This is a genomic window from Dactylosporangium sp. CA-233914 (assembly GCF_050942935.1).
Taxonomy (GTDB): domain Bacteria; phylum Actinomycetota; class Actinomycetes; order Mycobacteriales; family Micromonosporaceae; genus Dactylosporangium.
In genome coordinates this window covers 1,879,794-1,898,782 of record NZ_CP192030.1, presented here as the reverse complement: position 1 = coordinate 1,898,782, position 18,989 = coordinate 1,879,794, and the positions used below count along the sequence as shown (strand labels likewise).

Sequence of the window (18,989 nt, the reverse complement as noted above, 5' to 3'; positions counted from 1 at the left end):
GGTATGCAGGGCACGGTCGCGACATTCGACGACGAGAGTCGTACCGGCACAGTGCTGCTCGACGACGGGGCCGAGGTGACGTTCCCCGCCGCGGCGTTCGACGCTTCCGGGCTGCGGCACCTGCGGCTGGGTCAACGGGTCCGGCTCGACCGCGACGAGGCGGGCACTGTCACGAAAGTCACGCTGCCCACCCTCCCGTGACGGCCAAGCAGCGGGAAGTTCATGTTCAGACCGGCACAAACGGGCCATGATGATCCGGTGGACGAGAGCACTTCCGGACGAAGCCGACCGCGCACCGCCGCCCAGCGGCCCGACCCGGCGAGTGGACCGCCCAGGACGACGAGGTCAGGTGGGAACGGGACCCCGGCCCGGGCTCGTCGAGCCACGAAGGCCACGCGCGCGGCGGCGGCCGATGAATCGACGGTGAGCGAGGTCACGGTGAACGAGGCCACGACAGACACGGCAATGGCGCCCGAGCGGGTGCCGATCCAGAAGACCCCGGTCGCGGCGGCGGGGACGGCGATGCCCGCCGAGCCGGCGCCCGTCGCATCGACTCCCGCGGCCGAGGCCGAGCCCACGACGGGCGGCCCCGCGCCGGCCACAGACACCACAGCCCCGGACGGCGCCCGGGCGACCGGCGGGGCGGTGGCCACCGCCCCGCCGGAGGAGGAGAAGCCACTACAGGAGGACCGGTACCTCAACCGCGAGCTGTCCTGGCTCGACTTCAACGCGCGGGTGCTGACGCTCGCCGAGGACCCCGCCACGCCACTGCTGGAGCGGGCCAAGTTCCTCGCGATCTTCGCCAGCAACCTCGACGAGTTCTACATGGTGCGCGTCGCGGGCCTCAAGCGCCGCCTGCAGACCGGCCTGCCGGTGCGCCGGCCCGGCTTCCTGCCGCAGACGGAGCAGCTGGAGCAGATCGCCGAGCGCGCCTCCGCGCTGATGTCGCGGCAGTCGCGGGCCTTCGCCGAGGACATCGCGCCGTCGATGGCCCATGAGAACATCCACATCGTTCGCTGGGCGGAGCTGGACCCGGCCGAACGGGAACGGATGCGCGCGTCGTTCCGCGAGCAGATCTTCCCGGTGCTCACACCGCTGGCGGTGGACCCGGCCCACCCGTTTCCGTACATCTCCGGCCTGTCGCTGAACCTGGCCGTCGTGGTGCGGGAGAAGGACGGCGGCCCGGAGCTGTTCGCCCGGATCAAGGTGCCGAACAACGTGCCGCGGTTCTTCGCGCTGCACGCCGCGCGCGACGGCGCGCGGGTGATGCGCTTCCTGCCGGTCGAGGAGCTCATCGCCGCGCACCTCGGGCAGCTGTTCTCCGGCATGCAGGTGCTCGAGCACCACCTGTTCCGGGTGACGCGCAACGCCGAGGTGGAGCTCGACGAGGACCGCGACGAGGACCTGCTGCAGGCGCTGGAGCGCGAGCTCGCACGGAGGCGTTTCGGGCCGCCGGTGCGCCTGGAGGTCGCGGCGTCGATGTCGGACCACGTGCTGGAGCTGCTCGTCCGCGAGCTGGACATGGACTCCCACGACGTGCTGCGGGTGCCCGGGTGGCTCGACCTGACCGCGCTGTGGGAGGTGTACAACGGCGTCGACCGTCCGGACCTGAAGGACCCGCCCTTCGTGCCCGCGACGCACCCGCACTTCGCCGAGGGTGAGACGCCCCGCAGCGTCTTCGCGCGCCTGCGCGACCACGACATCCTGGTCCACCACCCGTACCACTCGTTCTCAACGAGCGTGCAGCGCTTCGTCGAGCAGGCGGCGGCGGACCCGAACGTGCTGGCGATCAAGCTGACGCTGTACCGCACCAGCGGCGACTCGCCGATCGTCGACGCGCTCGTCGACGCGGCGGAGGCGGGCAAGCAGGTGGTCGTGCTGGTCGAGGTGAAGGCTCGCTTCGACGAGAAGGCGAACATCGGCTGGGCGCGGACGCTGGAGCGCGCGGGCTGCCACGTCGTGTACGGCCTCGTGGGCCTCAAGACGCACACGAAGACGGCCCTCGTCGTGCGCCAGGAGGGCAACCACATCCGCCGCTACTGCCACATCGGAACCGGCAACTACCACCCGAAGACGGCGCGGCTCTACGAGGACTACGGGCTGCTGACGGCGGACCCGGAGGTGGGCGCCGATCTGACGGACCTGTTCAACGTGCTCACCGGCTACAGCCGTCAGACGTCGTACCGCCGGCTCCTGGTCGCGCCGCACGGGGTGCGCCGCGGCATCATCGAGCGGATCGAACGCGAGGTCGCCTACGGCGCGGACGGCCTCGTGCAGCTCAAGGTGAACTCCCTCATCGACGAGGAGGTCATCGACTCGCTCTACCGGGCCAGCCGCGCGGGCACGCGCGTCGACCTGATCGTGCGCGGCATCTGCGCGCTGCGCCCGGGCGTGCCGGACCTGTCGGAGAACATCCGGGTCCGATCGGTCCTGGGCCGGTTCCTGGAGCACTCGCGGGTGTTCCGGTTCGGCCACGGCGCCCGCGCGGAGTACTGGATCGGCTCGGCGGACCTCATGCACCGCAACCTCGACCGGCGCGTCGAGGCGCTCGTGCAGGTCACCGACCCGGCCTCGCAGGACGAGCTGAACCGCACGCTGAGCCTGATGATGCGCGACGACACCGGCGCGTTCGAGCTCTCCGGCAACGGCGAGTGGCACCGCCGGCCGGGCAAGAACCCGCAGGAGGCGCTGCTGCGCCGGATCGTCGACCGGGTGGAGTGAACCGTAGGGTGGCTGGATGCTGGAGGAAGAGCGTAAGTACCTGGCCGACGACGGGTTCACCATGCCCGACCTCAGCCCCGCCGGGACGGTGCGCGCGCGGGAGCCGGTGACGCTGCGCGCGACCTACTACGACACCGCGGAACGGCTGCTCGCGCGGCACGGCGTCGCCCTGCGGCACCGCAAGAACGACGCGCGGGCGAAGGTCTGGACGCTGAAGCTGCCGTCCTCGAAGACCGGGGTGCGCCACGAGCACTCCCGGCCTTCGGCCGGAGCGGGTGTCGTACCCCCGGAGCTCGCCGACCTCATCACCGCCTACCGGCGCGGCCGCGCACTGGAGCCGGCCGCGGTGCTGCGCACGGTGCGCACCGTCTACGAGGTGACCGACGCCGGCGGCACCGTGCTGGCCGAGGTCGCCGACGACGTCGTGAGCGTGCTCGACGGCCGCGACGTCCGGCTGCGGTTCCGCGAGATCGAGCTCGAGCGGGCTGGGGGCGGCCCGGACCTGCTGGACCGCATCGAGGAGCTGCTGCTGGCCGCGGGCGCCCGCACGGACGCGTTCGTGCCCAAGCACGAGCGGGCGATGGCCCCGCTGGCGGCGCCGGTGCTCGCCGCGCCCGGGCGGGCCCAGACCGTCTACGCCGGCGACGTGGTGACCGAGGCGATCCGCCGCGACGTCGCGCGAATCTTCGAGCACGACCCGTTCGCGCGGCTGCGCGAGACGATGCCCAACGGCGACACCCCGGTGCACCAGATGCGGGTCGGCACCCGGCGGCTGCGCAGCGACCTGCAGACGTTCCAGGCGCTGCTGGACCCGCAGTGGACGGCGAAGCTGCGCACGGAGCTGGCCTGGCTCGCCGAGGCGCTCGGCGGCGCCCGCGACGTGGAGGTGCTGCGGGAGCGACTGCGGCGCACGGCCGCGGCCGACCCGCTGGTGCCGGCCGACCCGGCGGCGGTGGCGCGCCTCGACGCGGCGCTGGCGGCGCGGCAGGAGGCGGCGCTGGGGGTGCTGGACGCGGCGCTGCACTCGAAGCGATACGTGAAGCTGCTCGACGCCCTCGTCGGCGCCGTGCAGGCGCCCCGCCTGGCGCCCCTGGCGTGGGAGCGGGCGGAAGAGGTGCTGACCGGCATCGTGCGCAAGCCGTGGCGGCGGCTGGTCGAGGGCGGGGGCGGCATTCCCGGCGCGGGCGGGCTGACCCCGGACCTGCCCGACGACGATTGGCACGAGGTCCGCAAGCGTGCGAAGCGGGCCCGCTACGCCGCCGACTCCGTCGCCGCCGTGGTCGGCCCGGAAGCGAAGCAGCTGGCGAAGGCGGTCGCGCGGGCACAGGCGGTGCTCGGCGAGCATCAGGACGCGGCCATCGCCGCCGACGCCTGGCTGGCAGCGTCCGCGGCCGCGCCGGGCGACCACGACTTGGCGGTGACGGCGGGCCGGCTGTTCGAGCGCGAACGGGCCGCCGTGACCCGCGCCCGCGCCGACTTTCCAGCCGTGTGGGAGCCGGTCATGGAGGAAAAGAACATCGCATGGCTGAAGTGAACTCGGTGGTCCGGGCGGCGGGCGGCGTGGTGTGGCGGCGGACCGCCGGCGGGGCGCCGGAGATCGTGCTGGTGCACCGGCCGCGATACAACGACTGGTCGCTGCCGAAGGGCAAGCTCGACCCGGGCGAGCACGAGCTGACCGCCGCGGTGCGTGAGGTGTTCGAGGAGACGGCGGTCGAGGCGGTGCCCCAGTTGCGGCTGCCCTCGGTGCGATACCTCACCGGCGAGCCGGGGGTGGAGAAGAGCGTCGACTTCTGGTCGATGCGCGCGGTCGCGTGGACACCGCGGCCGGCCGACGACGAGATCGAGGAGGCCCGGTGGGTGCCGGCCGGCGAGGCGCAGGCACTGCTGAGCTACGCCCATGACCGGGGCGTCGTCCGCGCGTTCCTGGCTCTGCCGCCGGTGACGGCCGTGGTGGCGCTCGTGCGCCATGCCAAGGCCGGCAAGCGCAAGGACTGGACGGGCCCGGACGACGAGCGGCCGCTGGAGCCGGCCGGGGAGCGCGACGCGAAGGCCCTCAGCGGCCTGCTGACGCTGCTCCGGCCCGACCGGGTGGTGTCAGCCACCCCCGTTCGGTGCCGGCAGACGGTGGAGCCGCTGGGGCTGCCGGTCGGGCTCGACGCGACGTTCGACGAGCTGGCGCCGCCCGAGCCGGCCGCGGCGGCGCTGACGGAGCTGGCGCGGCGCGGCGGCACCACGGTGGTGTGCAGCCAGGGAAAGCTCATGCCGCCGCTGCTCACGGAGCTCACGAAACGCGCCGACGTCAACTTCCACACCCGCAAGGGCGCGGGGTGGGTGCTGTGCTTCGCCGACGGCCGTATCGCCGGCCGGGACCGATTGACGCCGCTGACGGTTCGTTGATCCCGGACCGCTCACTCCTTTCGGCGGTTGCGGGTCATCAACTCCGTTCGGGGAATCGAGTCGTCCACCACTCCGGTTGTTCCCGAGTGATCCATTGCCTCGGTGGTACCTGGTCGCCCACCGCTTCGGTCGTCCCGAGTCGTTCACCGTAGAAATGCGAAAAGGGCGGCGCCGCTTGGTGCGGCGCCGCCCTTTTCGTTGCCTGCTTACTTGGCGGCGGCCTTCTTGGCCGGGGCCTTCTTGGCGGCGGTCGTGGTCTTGGCGGCGGCCGTGGTGGCCGTCGTCGTCTTGCGGGCCGTCGTGGACGCCGCGGCGCGGGTCGTCTTGGCGGCGGCCTTCTTCGCCGGAGCGGCCTTGGTAGCGGCCTTGGTGGCGGCCTTGGCGGGCGCGGTCTTGGTCGCGGCGGCCTTCGCCGGAGCGGCCTTGGCCGTCGTCGCCTTCGCCGTGGTGGCCTTGGCGGCCGTCGCCTTCGCGGTCGTCGCCTTCGCCACGGTGGTCTTCTTCGCGGCGGCGGCGACCTTCGGCACCTTGCCGCTGGCGACCATCTCGCGGAAGCTGGCGCCGGCGCGGAACGCGGGAACCGACGTCTTCTTCACCTTCACCGCTTCACCGGTGCGCGGGTTGCGGGCGGTTCTCGCACCGCGAACGCGCTTCTCGAAGACGCCGAAGCCGGTGATGGCGACCTTGTCGCCCTTGGTCACGGCGGCCTGGATCTCGGCCAGCACCGCGTCCAGCGCCGCGTTCGCCGACTTCTTGTCGCCCAGGCGAGCGCTGAGCGCCTCGATGAGCTCGGCCTTGTTCACGTTTCCTCCCGTACCAGAAATGAAGTCCCTGTGGGCAAGGTATCCCAACGCACACAGGATACAAACATATGACGGAAAAGAAATCGTTGTGGAGTAACGGATTTGACCGACGGCTCATCGAGACGCCCTGCGGGGGCTAGCGAACGACGGGTGTCCACTCCGGACGGCCTTGTTCGAACGCGGTGATAGCGCCCTCGTGGCGAAGGGTGAGACCGATGTCGTCGAGGCCTTCCAGCAACCGCCAGCGACTGAAATCGTCCAGCGGAAAGTCCCATTCCCGGTCGCCCGCACGCAACTGGCGGGCCTCGAGGTCGACCGTTACCGCAAGCGTCGGGTCGGCCTCGATCGCGGCCCACAGCGACTCGACGCTGTCGATGCCGAGCTCGACCGGGAGCAGGCCGCCCTTGAGCGCGTTGCCCCGGAAGATGTCACCGAAACGCGGGGCCACGACGGCCCGGAATCCGTAGTCCTGCAAAGCCCAAACGGCGTGCTCACGCGAGGAACCGGTGCCGAACTCGGGCCCGGCGACGAGGATCGAGGCGCCCTCGTAGGCCGGATTGTTCAGGACGAAATCCGGGTCCGAACGCCAGGCGTTGAACAGCCCGTCGGCAAACCCGGTGCGGGTGACGCGCTTGAGATACACGGCGGGGATGATCTGGTCGGTGTCCACGTTGGACCGGCGCAGCGGGACCGCGGTGCCGGTGTGGACGGTGAACTTCTCCATGATGTTCGTGTCCCTTTTAGTTCAGGTCGGCAGGGGCGGCGAGGTGACCGGCGACGGCGGTCGCGGCGGCGACTGGCGGCGAGACGAGGTGGGTGCGGCCACCGCGGCCCTGGCGCCCCTCGAAGTTGCGGTTGGACGTCGAGGCGGAGCGCTCGCCGGGCTTGAGCGTGTCCGGATTCATGCCCAGGCACATGGAGCAGCCCGCGAAGCGCCACTCCGCACCGGCCTCCGTGAAGATCTTGTCGAGGCCCTCCTCCTCCGCGGCCGCGCGCACGGAGGCGGAGCCGGGCACCACGAGCATCCGGACGCTCTCGGCGACGCGGCGCCCGCGCAGCACCTCGGCCGCGGCGCGCAGGTCCTCGAGCCGCCCGTTGGTGCAGGAACCGAGGAAGACCACGTCGACCGCGACGTCGCGCAGCGCGGTGCCCGGCGTGAGCGCCATGTACTCCAGCGCCTTCTGCGCCGCCACGCGCTCCGCGTCCTCGCTGAAGTCGTCCGGGCTGGGCACGAAGCCGCCCAGCGGCGCGCCCTGGCCGGGGTTGGTGCCCCAGGTGACGAACGGGGTGAGCTGCGAGACGTCCAGCGTCACCTCGGTGTCGAACTTGGCGCCCTCGTCGGTGCGCAGGCTGCGCCAGTACTCCTTGGCGCGCTCCCAGTCCTCGCCCTTCGGCGCGTACTGCCGGCCCTCGATATAGGCGAACGTCGTCTCGTCCGGCGCGATCATACCGGCCTTGGCGCCCCACTCGATCGACATGTTGGAGATGGTCATCCGACCCTCCATGGACAGCTTCTCGATCGCGGGGCCGCGGTACTCCACCACGTGCCCGCGCCCGCCGCCCGTGCCCACCTGCGTGATGAGCGCCAGCACCACGTCCTTGGCGGTCACGCCCGGCCCGAGCTCGCCCACGACGTTGACCGCCATGGTGCGCGGCCGCGCCTGCGACAGCGTCTGTGTCGCCAGGACGTGCTCGACCTCGGAGGTGCCGATGCCGAACGCGAGGGCGCCGAACGCCCCGTGCGTGGAGGTGTGCGAGTCGCCGCACACGATGGTCATGCCCGGCTGGGTGAGGCCCAGCTGCGGACCCATGACGTGGACCACGCCCTGCTGCGCGTCGCCCAGCGAGTGCAGCTTGACGCCGAACTCCGCGGTGTTGCGCCGCAGCGTCTCGATCTGCGTGCGCGAGACCGGGTCGCTGATCGTCAGCAGGTTGTCGGTCGGCGTGTTGTGATCCTCGGTCGCGATCGTGAGGTCGGCCCGGCGTACCGGCCGCCCGGACATGCGCAGGCCGTCGAACGCCTGCGGGCTGGTGACCTCGTGCAGCAGGTGCAGGTCGATGTAGAGCAGGTCGGGCTCGCCGTCTGCGGACCGCACGACGTGCGCGTCCCACACCTTCTCCGCCAGCGTTCGCGGCTGCTGTTGTGCTTCTCCCACCATCTGGACATCCTAAAATTTGGGAGGTATGTTTCGGTCTGTGGGACACAGTATGAGCGGTGTGGGCGTGCTCGACAAGGCGGTTGTCATCCTTGCCGCCTGCGTCGACGGCGCCAGCCTCGCGGAATTGGTGGAGCGGACCAAGCTTCCGCGCGCCACCGCGCACCGCCTGGCGCAGGCGCTGGAAATCCACCGCTTACTTGTTCGTGACGCCCAGGGCCGCTGGCGCCCGGGCCCACGCCTGGGCGAGCTGGCCAACGCCGCGCCCGACGTCCTGCTGACCGCCGCCGAGCCGATGCTGACCGCCCTGCGTGACGCGACGGGCGAGAGCGCCCAGCTCTACCTGCGCCGCGCCGACGAACGCCTGTGCGTGGCCGCGGCCGAGCGCGCCAGCGGCCTGCGCGACACCGTCCCGATCGGTGCCGTGCTGCCCATGACCGCCGGCTCGGCCGCCCAGGTCCTCCTGGCCTGGGAGCCCCCCGAGGCCGTGATGCCGCTGCTGCCGCGCTGCAAGTTCACCGGCCGCACCCTGGCGGAGGTCCGCCGCCGTGGCTGGGCCCAGAGCGTCGCCGAGCGCGAGGTGGGCGTGGCGAGCGTGTCCGCGCCGATCCGGGACCGCACGGGTCGGGTGATCGCGGCGATCAGCGTGTCCGGCCCGATCGAACGTCTGGGCCGCCGCCCGGGCGACCGCCACGCGATGGCGGTCGTGCGCGCCGGACAGCGCCTCTCCGGGCTGTAGCACCACCCCGGGCTGCGGTTTTCCTTTCGTCTTCCTTTCGTCGCGCCACAGCTTCGTCGGCTTCCTGACGTCCCGCCTCCGGCTCGGCCTTTCGCGGCCGGGCCGGAGGCGTTTGTGCCGCCACCCGCGACCGCACGGACGCGTCGCCATGGGCCTCGGGCCGTGCACGAGGCCGCCTCCCCTGCGCGAACCCGCCATCGGGAGTTGACACGGACGCGAAACGCGCGACGGGAGGTGGTCGGGGCGCACGGAGGCGCAGACACCCGGAGCGCCCGAAACGCTGGACGCCAATGGTGACTGGAACGCGGCACAGCCGGGCGGCGGGACCGCGGTGCGAAAGCGGGTGAGTGCGCGGGTGAGCGGCTGGGAAACGCCGGCCCGGCCCCGGCGACATGGCGTGGGTTGCGCCACGCGCGGACGCGCCTACGATCGGCGGGACGTGCCGTGCGGAGTTCCGGGAGTACCGGCGCGGGCGCGTACTGCATCGGCGGATCCGGGGCGCGGCCCCGGAGCGCATCAGCTGGAAGGAACGCCAGTGCCCGAATCGACCACACCAGCCAGCCCCGAGCCGGACGGCTCGGCGGGCCTCCACTCCTCCCCCTCGGCGGGGACGCCGGCCACCCCCTCGGGGAACGGCCCGGCCGGCCCCGACGCGCCCAACTCCCCCTCGACGCCGCAGGAGCCGCAGCTCCCGCCGCCCGCCCAGTCCAGCGGCGGCAGCGGCCGTGGCGGGTGCATGACGGCGATGATCGGCCTGTTCGTGTTCATCGCCGCGATCCTGGGCATCGCCACCCAGCTCTGAGACCTGCGGTCCGGACGCCGCCCCCTGCGCGGCGCCAGCCCGATGCAAAACGGTGGCCACCGGCCGGCACGGCAGCCGGTGGCAGACACGGTGACTCGCCCGCGCGGCTCATCGGCGCGGGCGAGTCGCCGTCTCGTGGCGCGCCGACCCTGCCGATTCGGTGGATCTGAGACGGTGCACGCCGCCACTACCATCGCGCTCAGATGAAGCGGGGGAGGCACAATCATGTCAACGACGGACAATCCGTCAGAATCTGACACCGGCCGCACCGAGCCGTCAGCCATCTCGCAGCCGCCAAGCGTGCCCGCCGACGCCGCACCGACGCCCGGCGGCGCGGACGCGAGCGCACGGCCGGACGGGAGCAACGACACGGACGCGGACGCGGGGGTCGCATCCCCCGCACCCGGGAGCTTTGCGGCGGTTGACATAGCGCTCGCGGGCGCGCTGTCCGCCGACAGCATGGGCGGCGCTCCCGCCGAGGCCGTGCGGCCGCGGCGGAGGCTTGCCATGGTGCTCAGCGCCGCGGCCGTGGTCGTGGCCGTGCTCGCGGCCGGTGGCGCGTACGCGGTGATGCAGCGCTGGCAGAAGCCCAGCGGTGCGCTGCCCGAGGACCGGATGCCGGCCTCGGTCGTGGCGTTCGCCCGGGTGAACCTGACGCCGGGGCTGCAGCAGCGGCTGAAGTTCGAGGAGCTGCTGCGCAAATCGAAGGCCACGTCGGGGCAGCAGCTGGAGGACGTCAAACGCGAGCTGTTCGAGCAGCTGCAGGCCCCGATCACGTACGCCGACATCGCCGCCTGGTTCGACGACCGGATCGGGGTGGCGATGTGGGCCGCGCCCGGGCGCCCGAGCCAGCCGGTGACGCTCGTCGTGGCGTCGGCCCGGGACGACGGCAAGGCGCGGGCGGCGCTGACGACGGCGCAGCAGAAACGCGGCACGGACCGCCTGGGCTTCGTGGTCGAGGACGGCTACGCGCTGATCGCCATCGGCCAGCTCGACGCGCAGGGCTCCGCGACCGCCGCGGCCGCGGAGGCGAGGCGGGCGCCGCTGGCCAAGGACGCCGGGTTCCGCTCCGCGATCGCGACGCTCCCGGGCGACCAGGCGGCGATCGGCTGGGCCGACCTGGCGAAGGTCAGCAAGCTCGACCCGGAGCTGCATGAGGTGTACCCGGGCGAGCTCGATCCGCAGAACGGCCCGCCACCGGGCGCCACGCCGGGCGCGGGAGCCAGCGGCGCTCAAGGCGCCGACGCCACGCCGGGCGCGGAGGCGACGTATTCGGTCCCGGTGGCCGGGCCGGGGCTGGACATCACGGGCGTCGCGGTTGTCGGTGTGCGCGCGTCCGACGACTCCCTCGAGGCCACCGTTCGCGTCATCGGGGCCGGCGGGCTTCCGCTCGGTACCGATGCCGGGAGAACGGACGTCGTGAACGCCCTCGGGGCCCTTTCCGGGGACGCTCAGAGCGCCGGGGTGCTCTCCGGACCGCTCGGGGACCTCGAGCCGCTGCTGGGCCCGGAACCGGGCTATCTGCCGCTGGACCTGCTCGGGATGGCGGATGTCGGGATGGCACCGCCGATCGACGCTTTGCCGCCGGGGCTGGCGGCAGGCGACGAGGAGGCGTTCAAGAAGTATGTCGCCGAGCACCCGGAGATCTTCGGTGAGCTGGGCAAGAACGGCGAGGTGGAGATCATCCGCCGCGAAGGTGTGCCCGCGCTCACGAACGTCGTGGATCCGCGCAAGCTCGCGGCGTCGCTCGCGTCCGGGCTCAGCTCGGCGCAGACGGTGTCGTTCACGCTGGCCGGCGAGCTGGACGGGGAGACGGCGGCGGGGCCGCTGCTGCTCGATCTGAAGATGGCCGACGCCGCCGCGGCCGCGCGGACGCAGCAGGAGCTTTCGGACCTCACGAAGATCAGCAAGGCGACGTGTGAGCAGCACGATGAGCATGTCGTGGTGCGCTCGAGCACGTACGCGGGCGGGACGTCGCGGCTGGCGGACAACGCGCTGTTCCAGCGGGCGATGGCGGGTGCGGTCGAGCGCCCGGTCGCGGCGCTGTACTTCACGGGCGCGACGCTCGGCGTACCCGCCCGGGCGGTCGGGGTGACGGCGGCGCACGAGGGCGCGGACGCGGTGCTGCACGTCCGGCTCGTCATGGCGTGACCCGATGGGCGTGGGGCGCGGCGTCGACGGGCCGGAATCGGCCCGCGGGCGCCGCGCCCGCGCGTATGGTCACCCAGACGCCGCGGCGCCGCCTGATCGCGCTGAGGCGCCGGGCCGCCACGGGCGCCGCGTAAACCGCCGCCGGAAACACGAAGGCCGCTCAGTGGCATCAAGCCTCTGAGCGGCCTTAAGGCGCTCTGTAGCCCCGACCGGATTCGAACCGGCGCTACCGCCTTGAGAGGGCGGCGTCCTGGGCCGCTAGACGACGGGGCCCCAGTACGTGCTGACGTGCGGTGAAACACTACAGCACCGCGATCTTGCTGCGGCGCTGGGGTACCAGGACTCGAACCTAGACTAACTGAGCCAGAATCAGTCGGGCTGCCAATTACCCCATACCCCATCGGCGCTTACCGCGCCGGAACAGAACTTTACCGGAGCCGCCGTTCCACGCCAAATCGGTTATCGCCGACGCGCCTATTCCAAGGTCAGGACCTTGTTGGCGAGCGCGCCGATGCCCTCGATCGAGACCACGACCTCATCGCCGTGGACCATCGGCGACACTCCAGCGGGGGTGCCGGTGAGGATCACGTCGCCGGGCAGCAGCGTCATCACGTGTGACACATATGACACCAGCGTCGGCACATCGAAGACCATGTCCTTGGTCCGGCCGAGCTGCCGGACCTCCTCGTTGACCTCGCAGCGCACCTCGACGTCGCCGACGTCCACACCGGTGACGATCCACGGGCCGATCGGGCAGAACGAGTCGAAGCCCTTCGCGCGCGTGAACTGGACGTCCTTGCGCTGCAGGTCACGCGCGGTCACGTCGTTGGCGCAGGTGTAGCCGAAGATCGCCGCGGCCGCACCCGCGCGGTCGACCCGCCGCGCGCCGGTGACCCCGATCACGACGGCGAGCTCGGCCTCGTGCTCGACCTGCTGGGACTGCGGGGGCAGCCGGATCGCGTCGTTGGGGCCGATGACGGACGTGGACGGCTTGAGGAAGAGCAGGGGCTCCTTCGGCACGTCGTTGCCGAGCTCGGCGGCGTGGTCGGCGTAGTTGCGCCCGACACACACCACCTTGCTGGGCAGGATGGGCGAGAGCAGCCGCACGTCGGCGACGGCCCAACGCTGCCCGGTGAACCGGAGCTCCCCGAACGGGTGGCCCTCGATCTCCGCGACGGTGAGCCCGGAGAGGCCGGCCGCCGGCTCACCCTCCACGACCCCGAATGACATGCCACTGCTGTGGGCGAAACGAGCGATACGCACGGGTGGAATCTACTCCGCGAGCACGTGGCGCTCCACGAACGCGTTCCGGAAGACGCCGCGCGGGTCCAGGCGCGCGGCGAGCGCGGCGAAGTCGCGTCCGCGCGCGGAGCGCGGAGCGTGCCGGAACACCTTGCCCCAGTGCGGCCGCGCCCCGAGCGGCGCAAGGGCCTCCTCCAGCGCGTCAACCGCCCGAAGAACAAGATCAAGATTCGGTACCCACGTGAAGTGCAGCGCCACGCTGTCGCGCCCGTAGTGCGGGCTGAGCCACAGCGAGTCCGCCGCGACCGTGCGGATCTCGCAGATCTGCAGCGCGGGCACGACCACGTCGCGCACCCGCCCCACGGCCGCGAACGCCTCGGCCGCGTCCGCGCGCGCCACAAAGTACTCCGTCTGCAGTTCCTCGCCGCTGCTCGGCGTGAACTCGAGCTTGAAGTGCGGCAGCCGCTCGTGCCAGGGCCCGGGCACGCCGCCCTGCTCGGTGCAGTGCACCGGCGACATCACCGCGATCGGGTGCCGCTTCCCCGCCGCCGGTTCAGCCCCGAACAACCGCGCGGGCGCGGGTGCGTCCCCGTCGCGCCGCTTGACCCAGACCTGGTCGACGGTGTCGCCGCCCCAGGCGGTGAAGAGGCTGACGCTGTACCCCGCCGCCGCGATCTCGTCCCAGTGGGCATCCAGCTGCGCCCTCGGCAGCCTCTCGAAGACGTGCTGGCTGATCTCGTACCGCGGCAGCAGGTCCAGCGTCACCCGCACCACGATCCCGAGCGCCCCGAGCGCGACCACGGCCCCGTCGAAGTCCGCGTCCCCGCGCCGGAGCGTCATGAGTTCCCCGGTTCCCGTGACGATTTCGACCCCGGCCACCGCGGTGGCGAGGTTGCCGAGTCCTGCTCCGGACCCGTGCGTGCCGGTCGCGACCGCGCCGGCGATCGAGATGTGCGGCAGCGACCCGAGGTTGTGCAGCGCGTACCCGGCCGCGTCCAGCCGCCGCGCGAGCTCCCCGTAGCGCACCCCACCCGCGACGCTGACCGTCATCCGCTCCGTGTCGATCCGCACGTCGGCCGGCAGTCCGCCCACGCTGACCAGGTCGTGGTCCGTGTCGGCGATCGGGTTGAACGAGTGCCCGGTGCCGAGCACCCGCACCTTCTCCGCCCCCGCCACGATCTCCTGCACCTGCTCGACGCGGTCCGGCCGGTGCACCCGCGCCGCCCCGAACTCGATGTTCCCGGCCCAGTTCCTCAGCCGCTCGGTCATGTCGCCTCCCCGCCGAACCGTGCCCTGCCCCGCCACCGTAGCGGCCCCGGCCCGGACGCCCGCGCCCCCGGCGCAGCCGGAACGCGCCCGCACGTGGCCCGCGTCCGCGCGCCGGGCGGCGGAGCAGGCATCGCCGATCTTCGAGCCGGGGCGACCCGAATGGGCGGGCGCCGGTCCCCGGCCGGACGTCGTTCACCACCGAACGAGGCGACAGCGGGCCACTTCGGTCGTTCCTCGGGCTCGGGCGCCCGCGCAGACTTCGCATCGTGACCTCTCAACAACCGCACGGCACCGGCCCCTGGCGGCCGGAGAACCCCGGTCTGCGGCGCTCCGCCTCGCCGTTGGAGCCGTTGCCGCCGTTCGGGCCGCCCCGGCTCGCCGGGCGGCCCCAACCCGCCGGCGGCCATGACGCCCCGGCGCCCGCAGGCGCGGGCGGTTTCGCTGCGTCCGCGCCCGGGGGCGGGGTCCGTAAGCACGGGTGGTACCTGGTCCTGGCCGCCGCGGTGCTCGGCGTCTTCGTCTTCTGCGGCATCGTGGTCGCCGCCGCGGGCAACCAGGAGAAGCCGGCGAAAACCCGGGACGTCGCGCGAAACGGGGCACTCGGCGCGCCCATCGGCGAGCCGGTGGCGTCGCATTCCGCCGTCGGCGGTGCTCAGGCCGCGAGCACGGCAGCCACCACCGACGCACCCGCGCCCAGCGCCGCGCCGACGACCGCCGCGGTCGTACCGGGCGCCACGGCAACGACGGCCGGGACGAAGCCCGCCACCAAGCCGACCACGAAGCCGCCGACCACGAAGCCGCCGGCGACGAAGACCGCGACGAAACCGCCCGCGGCGAACTGCAACCCGAACTACACGCCGTGCGTGCCGAACGATCCGGTCGACGTGGACTGCGCCGGCGGCGGTGGCAACGGGCCGTCATACGTTCAGGGGCCCGTCCGCGTGATCGGCAGCGACCCGTACGGCCTCGACAACGACCACGACGGCATCGGGTGCGAGTGACCGGCTCCCGCCGCGACACGCCCGGCGCGCGGTCGCCCAGCGCACCGGGGTAGACGCGGGGACTCAGCGGACGCCTGTCAGGACTCGGGCCGGGGCGGGCGGCGTACGGGGCGGGCACGGCGAAGCGGTGATGGGGTCAGGCGGGCTGGTTGAGGTACCGCAGCATCTGCTGGATCTCGGCGGTGCGCGACTCGTCGATTCGCTTGGCCAGGTCCAACGCCCCGGGGTTCACGCCTGTGCCGGTCTCCATCCGGGCGATCTCGATGGCGTTGTGCTGGTGGGCGATCAGCAGGTTGAGGAACTTCGTCTCGAAGCCGGCGCCGGTGGCCGACTCCAGGGCCTTGATGTCCTCGGGGCTGGCGCCGTGGGCGCCGCCGTGGCCCGCGTGGGAGGACGGGTCGGCGGCCGGGGGCTGGCCCCAGGCGCCGAGCCAGCCCTGGATGGTCTTGAGCTCGTCGGTCTCCGTGACGTCGATGGCGGCCGCGAGCGTGCGCACGTCGTCGCGGACGGCCTTGGAGCGGGCCAGGCGCACCATCTGCAGGGCCTGGCTGTGGTGGGCGGCCATCATCTGGCTGAACATGACGTCGGTGTCGTTGAAGACGCGCTGCTGCGTGGCTGCGGGGGCGGGCTGCGCCGGGGCGGCGGCGCAGCCCGCCAGCAGGAACGCCGCGAGCAGCAGGGGCGCGAAGCGTTTCATGAATCCGGGAGTCTCCTTGGGTCGGGGCGACACGCCCGGCGCGCGGGCGCGTCGCCCCTTCGTTGAGCGGTACCGGGGGATCAGACGCGCTGCCACAGGGCCGGGACGTTGGGCGGCTCCCAGCCGGGGATCGCGGTGTGCGCCTGGCGGCACTGGTACGTCACGCCGTTGTACGTGACGCGGTCGCCGACCTTGTACGCGGTGCCGGCGGCCCAGGTGGTCGTGCCCGACGGCGGCTGCGTGGGCGTGGGCGAGGTGGACGGTGAGGGGTTCGGACGCGTCGGCGACGGCGACGGCTGCGTGGGCGTCGGCGTGGGGTTGCCGCTGCCGACCTGCAGGTCGACGCACGAGTAGAACGCGTTGCCGGTGTCGGCGATGTTCCAGCGCGCCAGCACCAGGATCCGGCCGGTACGGCCGCCGAGGCTCACCGTGTGGGAGACGGTGGCGTCGGGCTGGCGCCCGCCGCCGTCGATGTTCGCGATGCGGGTGCCGCCCACGAAGTACTCGAAGTTCGTCGTGGCGTGGCGGGCGGTGAACACCCAGGTGAAGGTGACGGTGTTGCCGACCGAGGTGGCCGGCCAGCCCTTGTTCGGGTCGTCCAGCTCCGCGAACCGGGCATTGCCGCCGCTGCAGCTCGTCAGGCCCTTCGGGCCCTCGACGCTCTGCGGCTCGTAGACGATCTCGCCGCAGTTGGCCACGCGGCCCTGCGCGCACATCGCCTGGCGGCTGGGCGGTGAGGAGATGTACCCGTGCGCGGACGCGGGAGACGCCGTCACCAGGAGTGCGGCGGCCACCGAGGCCAGCGTGAGGGGTACCGCAGCGATCGCTTTGCCCATCCAATCGCTCCTTCCAGCGGTGGGGGTGATGCCGTCAATGTAAGGGAAGGATTGTTAACAGTAAATAACCTTTATGAATGTTCGTCAATGGAGCGCTCTCACCTGAGGTAGGGTTGAGGACCTTTTAAGGCGCGCCCGCACGGCCGAATCACCCCGCCCGGCGGGATTCAACCGGCGCCCCGCGGTCAATGGGGTCGCCATGCCCTTCATCACCGCCTCCGACGGAGCCAGGATCTTCTACAAGGACTGGGGTTCGGGCCGCCCCGTCGTGTTCAGCCACGGCTGGCCGCTCAGCGCCGACGCCTGGGACAACCAGCTGATGCTGCTGGCCTCCAACGGCTTCCGCGCGGTCGCGCACGACCGGCGCGGACACGGCCGCTCCGCCCAGACGTGGAGCGGCAACGACATGGACACCTACGCGGACGACCTCGCCGAGGTCATGGACCAGCTCGGCCTCACCGACGCGGTCGTCGTCGGGCACTCCACCGGCGGCGGCGAGGTCACGCGGTACCTCGGGCGCCACGGCACGTCGCGCGTGTCGAAGGCGGTGCTCGTGGGCGCCGTGCCACCGCTGATGCTCAAGACCGGCGCCAACCCCGAGGGCACCCCGATCGAGGCGTTCGACCAGATGCGCGCCGCCATCCTGGCCGACCGCGCGCAGTTCTACCGCGACCTCAGCGCTCCGTTCTACGGCGCCAACCGGCCGGTCAGCACAGTCTCGGACGGCCTGCGCGAGCAGTTCTGGCGCCTGAGCATGCAGGTGGGGCTCAAGGCCGCGTACGACTGCGTGCGGGAGTTCTCCGAGACCGACTTCACCGAGGACCTCAAACGGATCGACATCCCCGTGTACGTCGCGCACGGCGACGACGACCAGATCGTGCCGATCCAGGCCGCGGCGCTCAAGACCGTGCAGTTGCTCAAGAACGCGAAGCTGAAGGTGTACCCGGGGGCGCCGCACGGCCTCAACGGCGCGTACGAGGCGGCGTTCAACGCCGATCTGCTCGCGTTCGCCCGCGACTGACCACCGCCGCGTCGCCCCGGCTCCTCCGTCCGCTCCTCCACTGTCGCCGTTGGCCGCGATCGCTCGTCACCGCGCCGCCGACCGGTTTCGCGTGGCCTGAAGCGCCTCTCGCGGATGCCAGCCCAGCACCCGGGCTCGGACGCCCGGTGCCCCGTCGGAGGCGCCCCGGTCGGGTGCGGATGAAGGTGGGTGTCAGCCGAGGTCGTCCAGCGTTGCGACGAGGCGGCGTACCACCGGTGTGGCGGTCCGCTCGTTCCAGGCGAGGCCGATGTCGACGGTCGGCACCGGCGGGGTAAGGCGGCGCAGCACCACCCCGCGCAGCCGCAGGTCCTTTCCTCGCCCCTCGGGCACCGCCGCGATCACGCCGCCGGCCGCGACCGCGCGCAGGAGCTGCTCGTCGTCGGGCTCGTAGCGGACCAGGTTGATGCCGGCCGGCCACACCTGCGCGACGATGCGGTCGAACATGCCGGGGCCGTTCTCGCGCGGCCACATGACCGCGGGCTCGCCGGCGACCGCCTCGCGCGGGACACGCCGCAGCCGGGCCAGGGGGTGGCCGGCAGGCAGCGCCAGCCGCAGTTCCTCGGTGGCGACGAGGCGCCAGCGGATACCGGGATCGTCCAGGGGCGGCCGGACGAACGCCGCGTCGTATCGCCCGGTGAGCAGTCCCGCGACGTTCGGGGCGTGCCAGCCGGTCTCGGGCAGCACCTCCACAAGCGGGTTCTGCGCGCGGAAGCGGTCGACGAGGGCGTCGACGCGCCCGCCGCGGGCGGATCGGGTGTATGCCAGCCGGACCCGTCCGCCCTGCCCGCGCGCGGCGGCGGCGATGCGCTCCCGCGCAGCGGTGGCCTGGGCGAGCAGCAGCGCGGCCTCGGCTGCCACGACCGCGCCGACCGGGGTGAGTGCGCACGCGCCCGGGCCGCGGTCGATGAGTCGCGCACCGATCTGCCGCTCCAGCGCCCGGACCTGCTGGCTCAGCGCCGGCTGCGCGACATGCAGGCGCGCGGCCGCGCGGGTGAAGTGCAGCTCCTCGGCGAGCACCGCGAAGTATCGCAGCCGCCGAAGGTCCAGGGGGTCCATTCGAGCGAGCATAGGCGCGGACGCGGGCGGGCGCTGATAAGCGTTGCTTATCGCGCGGTAGCGTACGCGACTTGGAC

The 18,989-nt window shown here is 72.5% G+C and carries 17 protein-coding genes and 2 tRNA genes; 9 read left to right on the top strand and 10 right to left on the bottom strand.

The genetic code is table 11. The features are described 5' to 3' along the window. The first annotated feature begins 3 nt into the window (after positions 1-3). The 4 genes from ACQPY0_RS08625 to ACQPY0_RS08610 all read left to right on the top strand — a co-directional run bounded on the left by ACQPY0_RS08625 (position 4) and on the right by ACQPY0_RS08610 (position 5,118). A complete protein-coding gene (locus tag ACQPY0_RS08625; protein ID WP_432986674.1) occupies positions 4-201 on the top strand; it encodes a cold-shock protein in 198 nt (65 codons plus the stop codon). A gap of 264 nt (positions 202-465) precedes the next feature. Beyond that, complete coding sequence (locus ACQPY0_RS08620; RefSeq protein ID WP_432995079.1) at positions 466-2,721, top strand: RNA degradosome polyphosphate kinase; 2,256 nt, start codon at positions 466-468, stop codon at positions 2,719-2,721. 16 nt (positions 2,722-2,737) lie between these two features. Then, positions 2,738-4,255 (top strand): CHAD domain-containing protein, encoded by a 1,518-nt coding sequence (locus ACQPY0_RS08615; protein WP_432986672.1) that lies wholly within the window; start codon positions 2,738-2,740, stop codon positions 4,253-4,255. After that, positions 4,243-5,118 (top strand): NUDIX hydrolase, encoded by an 876-nt coding sequence (locus ACQPY0_RS08610; protein ID WP_432986670.1) that lies wholly within the window; start codon positions 4,243-4,245, stop codon positions 5,116-5,118. Before ACQPY0_RS08615 ends, ACQPY0_RS08610 begins: the two co-directional genes overlap by 13 nt. A gap of 206 nt (positions 5,119-5,324) precedes the next feature. Here the strand turns inward: ACQPY0_RS08610 and ACQPY0_RS08605 are convergent, their stop codons facing one another. The 3 genes from ACQPY0_RS08605 to leuC form a co-directional block, all read right to left on the bottom strand. Continuing rightward, a complete protein-coding gene (locus tag ACQPY0_RS08605) occupies positions 5,325-5,921 on the bottom strand; it encodes an HU family DNA-binding protein (protein ID WP_432986668.1) in 597 nt (198 codons plus the stop codon). A 136-nt stretch (positions 5,922-6,057) separates the two neighbouring features. Further along, positions 6,058-6,645 carry a 3-isopropylmalate dehydratase small subunit gene (gene leuD / locus ACQPY0_RS08600; RefSeq protein WP_432986666.1) on the bottom strand — a complete coding sequence of 196 codons (588 nt, stop codon included), beginning with the start codon at positions 6,643-6,645 and terminating at the stop codon, positions 6,058-6,060. A gap of 16 nt (positions 6,646-6,661) precedes the next feature. After that, positions 6,662-8,080 (bottom strand): 3-isopropylmalate dehydratase large subunit, encoded by a 1,419-nt coding sequence (leuC, locus tag ACQPY0_RS08595; RefSeq protein WP_432986664.1) that lies wholly within the window; start codon positions 8,078-8,080, stop codon positions 6,662-6,664. A gap of 49 nt (positions 8,081-8,129) precedes the next feature. Between leuC and ACQPY0_RS08590 the strand changes: the two genes are divergently transcribed. The 3 genes from ACQPY0_RS08590 to ACQPY0_RS08580 all read left to right on the top strand — a co-directional run bounded on the left by ACQPY0_RS08590 (position 8,130) and on the right by ACQPY0_RS08580 (position 11,769). Continuing rightward, positions 8,130-8,816 carry an IclR family transcriptional regulator gene (locus ACQPY0_RS08590; RefSeq protein WP_432986662.1) on the top strand — a complete coding sequence of 229 codons (687 nt, stop codon included), beginning with the start codon at positions 8,130-8,132 and terminating at the stop codon, positions 8,814-8,816. A gap of 535 nt (positions 8,817-9,351) precedes the next feature. Next, on the top strand, positions 9,352-9,618 hold the full coding sequence (locus ACQPY0_RS08585; RefSeq protein ID WP_432986660.1) for a hypothetical protein: 267 nt from the start codon (positions 9,352-9,354) through the stop codon (positions 9,616-9,618). Positions 9,619-9,843: 225 nt separating this feature from the next. Then, positions 9,844-11,769 carry a hypothetical protein gene (locus ACQPY0_RS08580; RefSeq protein ID WP_432986658.1) on the top strand — a complete coding sequence of 642 codons (1,926 nt, stop codon included), beginning with the start codon at positions 9,844-9,846 and terminating at the stop codon, positions 11,767-11,769. A 200-nt stretch (positions 11,770-11,969) separates the two neighbouring features. On the opposite strand, the gene ACQPY0_RS08575 is transcribed toward ACQPY0_RS08580, so the two are convergent. From ACQPY0_RS08575 to ACQPY0_RS08560, 4 genes are all read right to left on the bottom strand, one after another. Then, positions 11,970-12,042, bottom strand: a tRNA-Glu gene (locus ACQPY0_RS08575). Positions 12,043-12,097: 55 nt separating this feature from the next. Then, positions 12,098-12,169, bottom strand: a tRNA-Gln gene (locus ACQPY0_RS08570). 74 nt (positions 12,170-12,243) lie between these two features. Next, positions 12,244-13,032 (bottom strand): fumarylacetoacetate hydrolase family protein, encoded by a 789-nt coding sequence (locus ACQPY0_RS08565; RefSeq protein ID WP_432986656.1) that lies wholly within the window; start codon positions 13,030-13,032, stop codon positions 12,244-12,246. 9 nt (positions 13,033-13,041) lie between these two features. Continuing rightward, entirely contained in the window at positions 13,042-14,280 is a 1,239-nt protein-coding gene (locus ACQPY0_RS08560) for an FAD-binding protein (RefSeq protein ID WP_432986654.1), read from the bottom strand. A 266-nt stretch (positions 14,281-14,546) separates the two neighbouring features. Between ACQPY0_RS08560 and ACQPY0_RS08555 the strand changes: the two genes are divergently transcribed. Then, on the top strand, positions 14,547-15,281 hold the full coding sequence (locus ACQPY0_RS08555; RefSeq protein WP_432986652.1) for a hypothetical protein: 735 nt from the start codon (positions 14,547-14,549) through the stop codon (positions 15,279-15,281). Positions 15,282-15,417: 136 nt separating this feature from the next. On the opposite strand, the gene ACQPY0_RS08550 is transcribed toward ACQPY0_RS08555, so the two are convergent. Together ACQPY0_RS08550 and ACQPY0_RS08545 are read right to left on the bottom strand one after the other, a co-directional pair. Continuing rightward, on the bottom strand, positions 15,418-15,978 hold the full coding sequence (locus tag ACQPY0_RS08550; protein WP_432986651.1) for a DUF305 domain-containing protein: 561 nt from the start codon (positions 15,976-15,978) through the stop codon (positions 15,418-15,420). An 80-nt stretch (positions 15,979-16,058) separates the two neighbouring features. Continuing rightward, the gene (locus ACQPY0_RS08545) at positions 16,059-16,814 is read right to left on the bottom strand and encodes a lytic polysaccharide monooxygenase (protein WP_432986649.1); all 756 of its coding nucleotides are present in this window, start codon (positions 16,812-16,814) and stop codon (positions 16,059-16,061) included. A 199-nt stretch (positions 16,815-17,013) separates the two neighbouring features. Here ACQPY0_RS08545 and ACQPY0_RS08540 point away from each other — a divergent pair, with 199 nt between their 5' ends. Next, on the top strand, positions 17,014-17,835 hold the full coding sequence (locus ACQPY0_RS08540; protein WP_432986647.1) for an alpha/beta fold hydrolase: 822 nt from the start codon (positions 17,014-17,016) through the stop codon (positions 17,833-17,835). Positions 17,836-18,027: 192 nt separating this feature from the next. Here ACQPY0_RS08540 and ACQPY0_RS08535 read toward each other — a convergent pair whose 3' ends face one another. Next, on the bottom strand, positions 18,028-18,912 hold the full coding sequence (locus tag ACQPY0_RS08535) for a LysR substrate-binding domain-containing protein (protein ID WP_432986645.1): 885 nt from the start codon (positions 18,910-18,912) through the stop codon (positions 18,028-18,030). Positions 18,913-18,989: the final 77 nt, after the last annotated feature.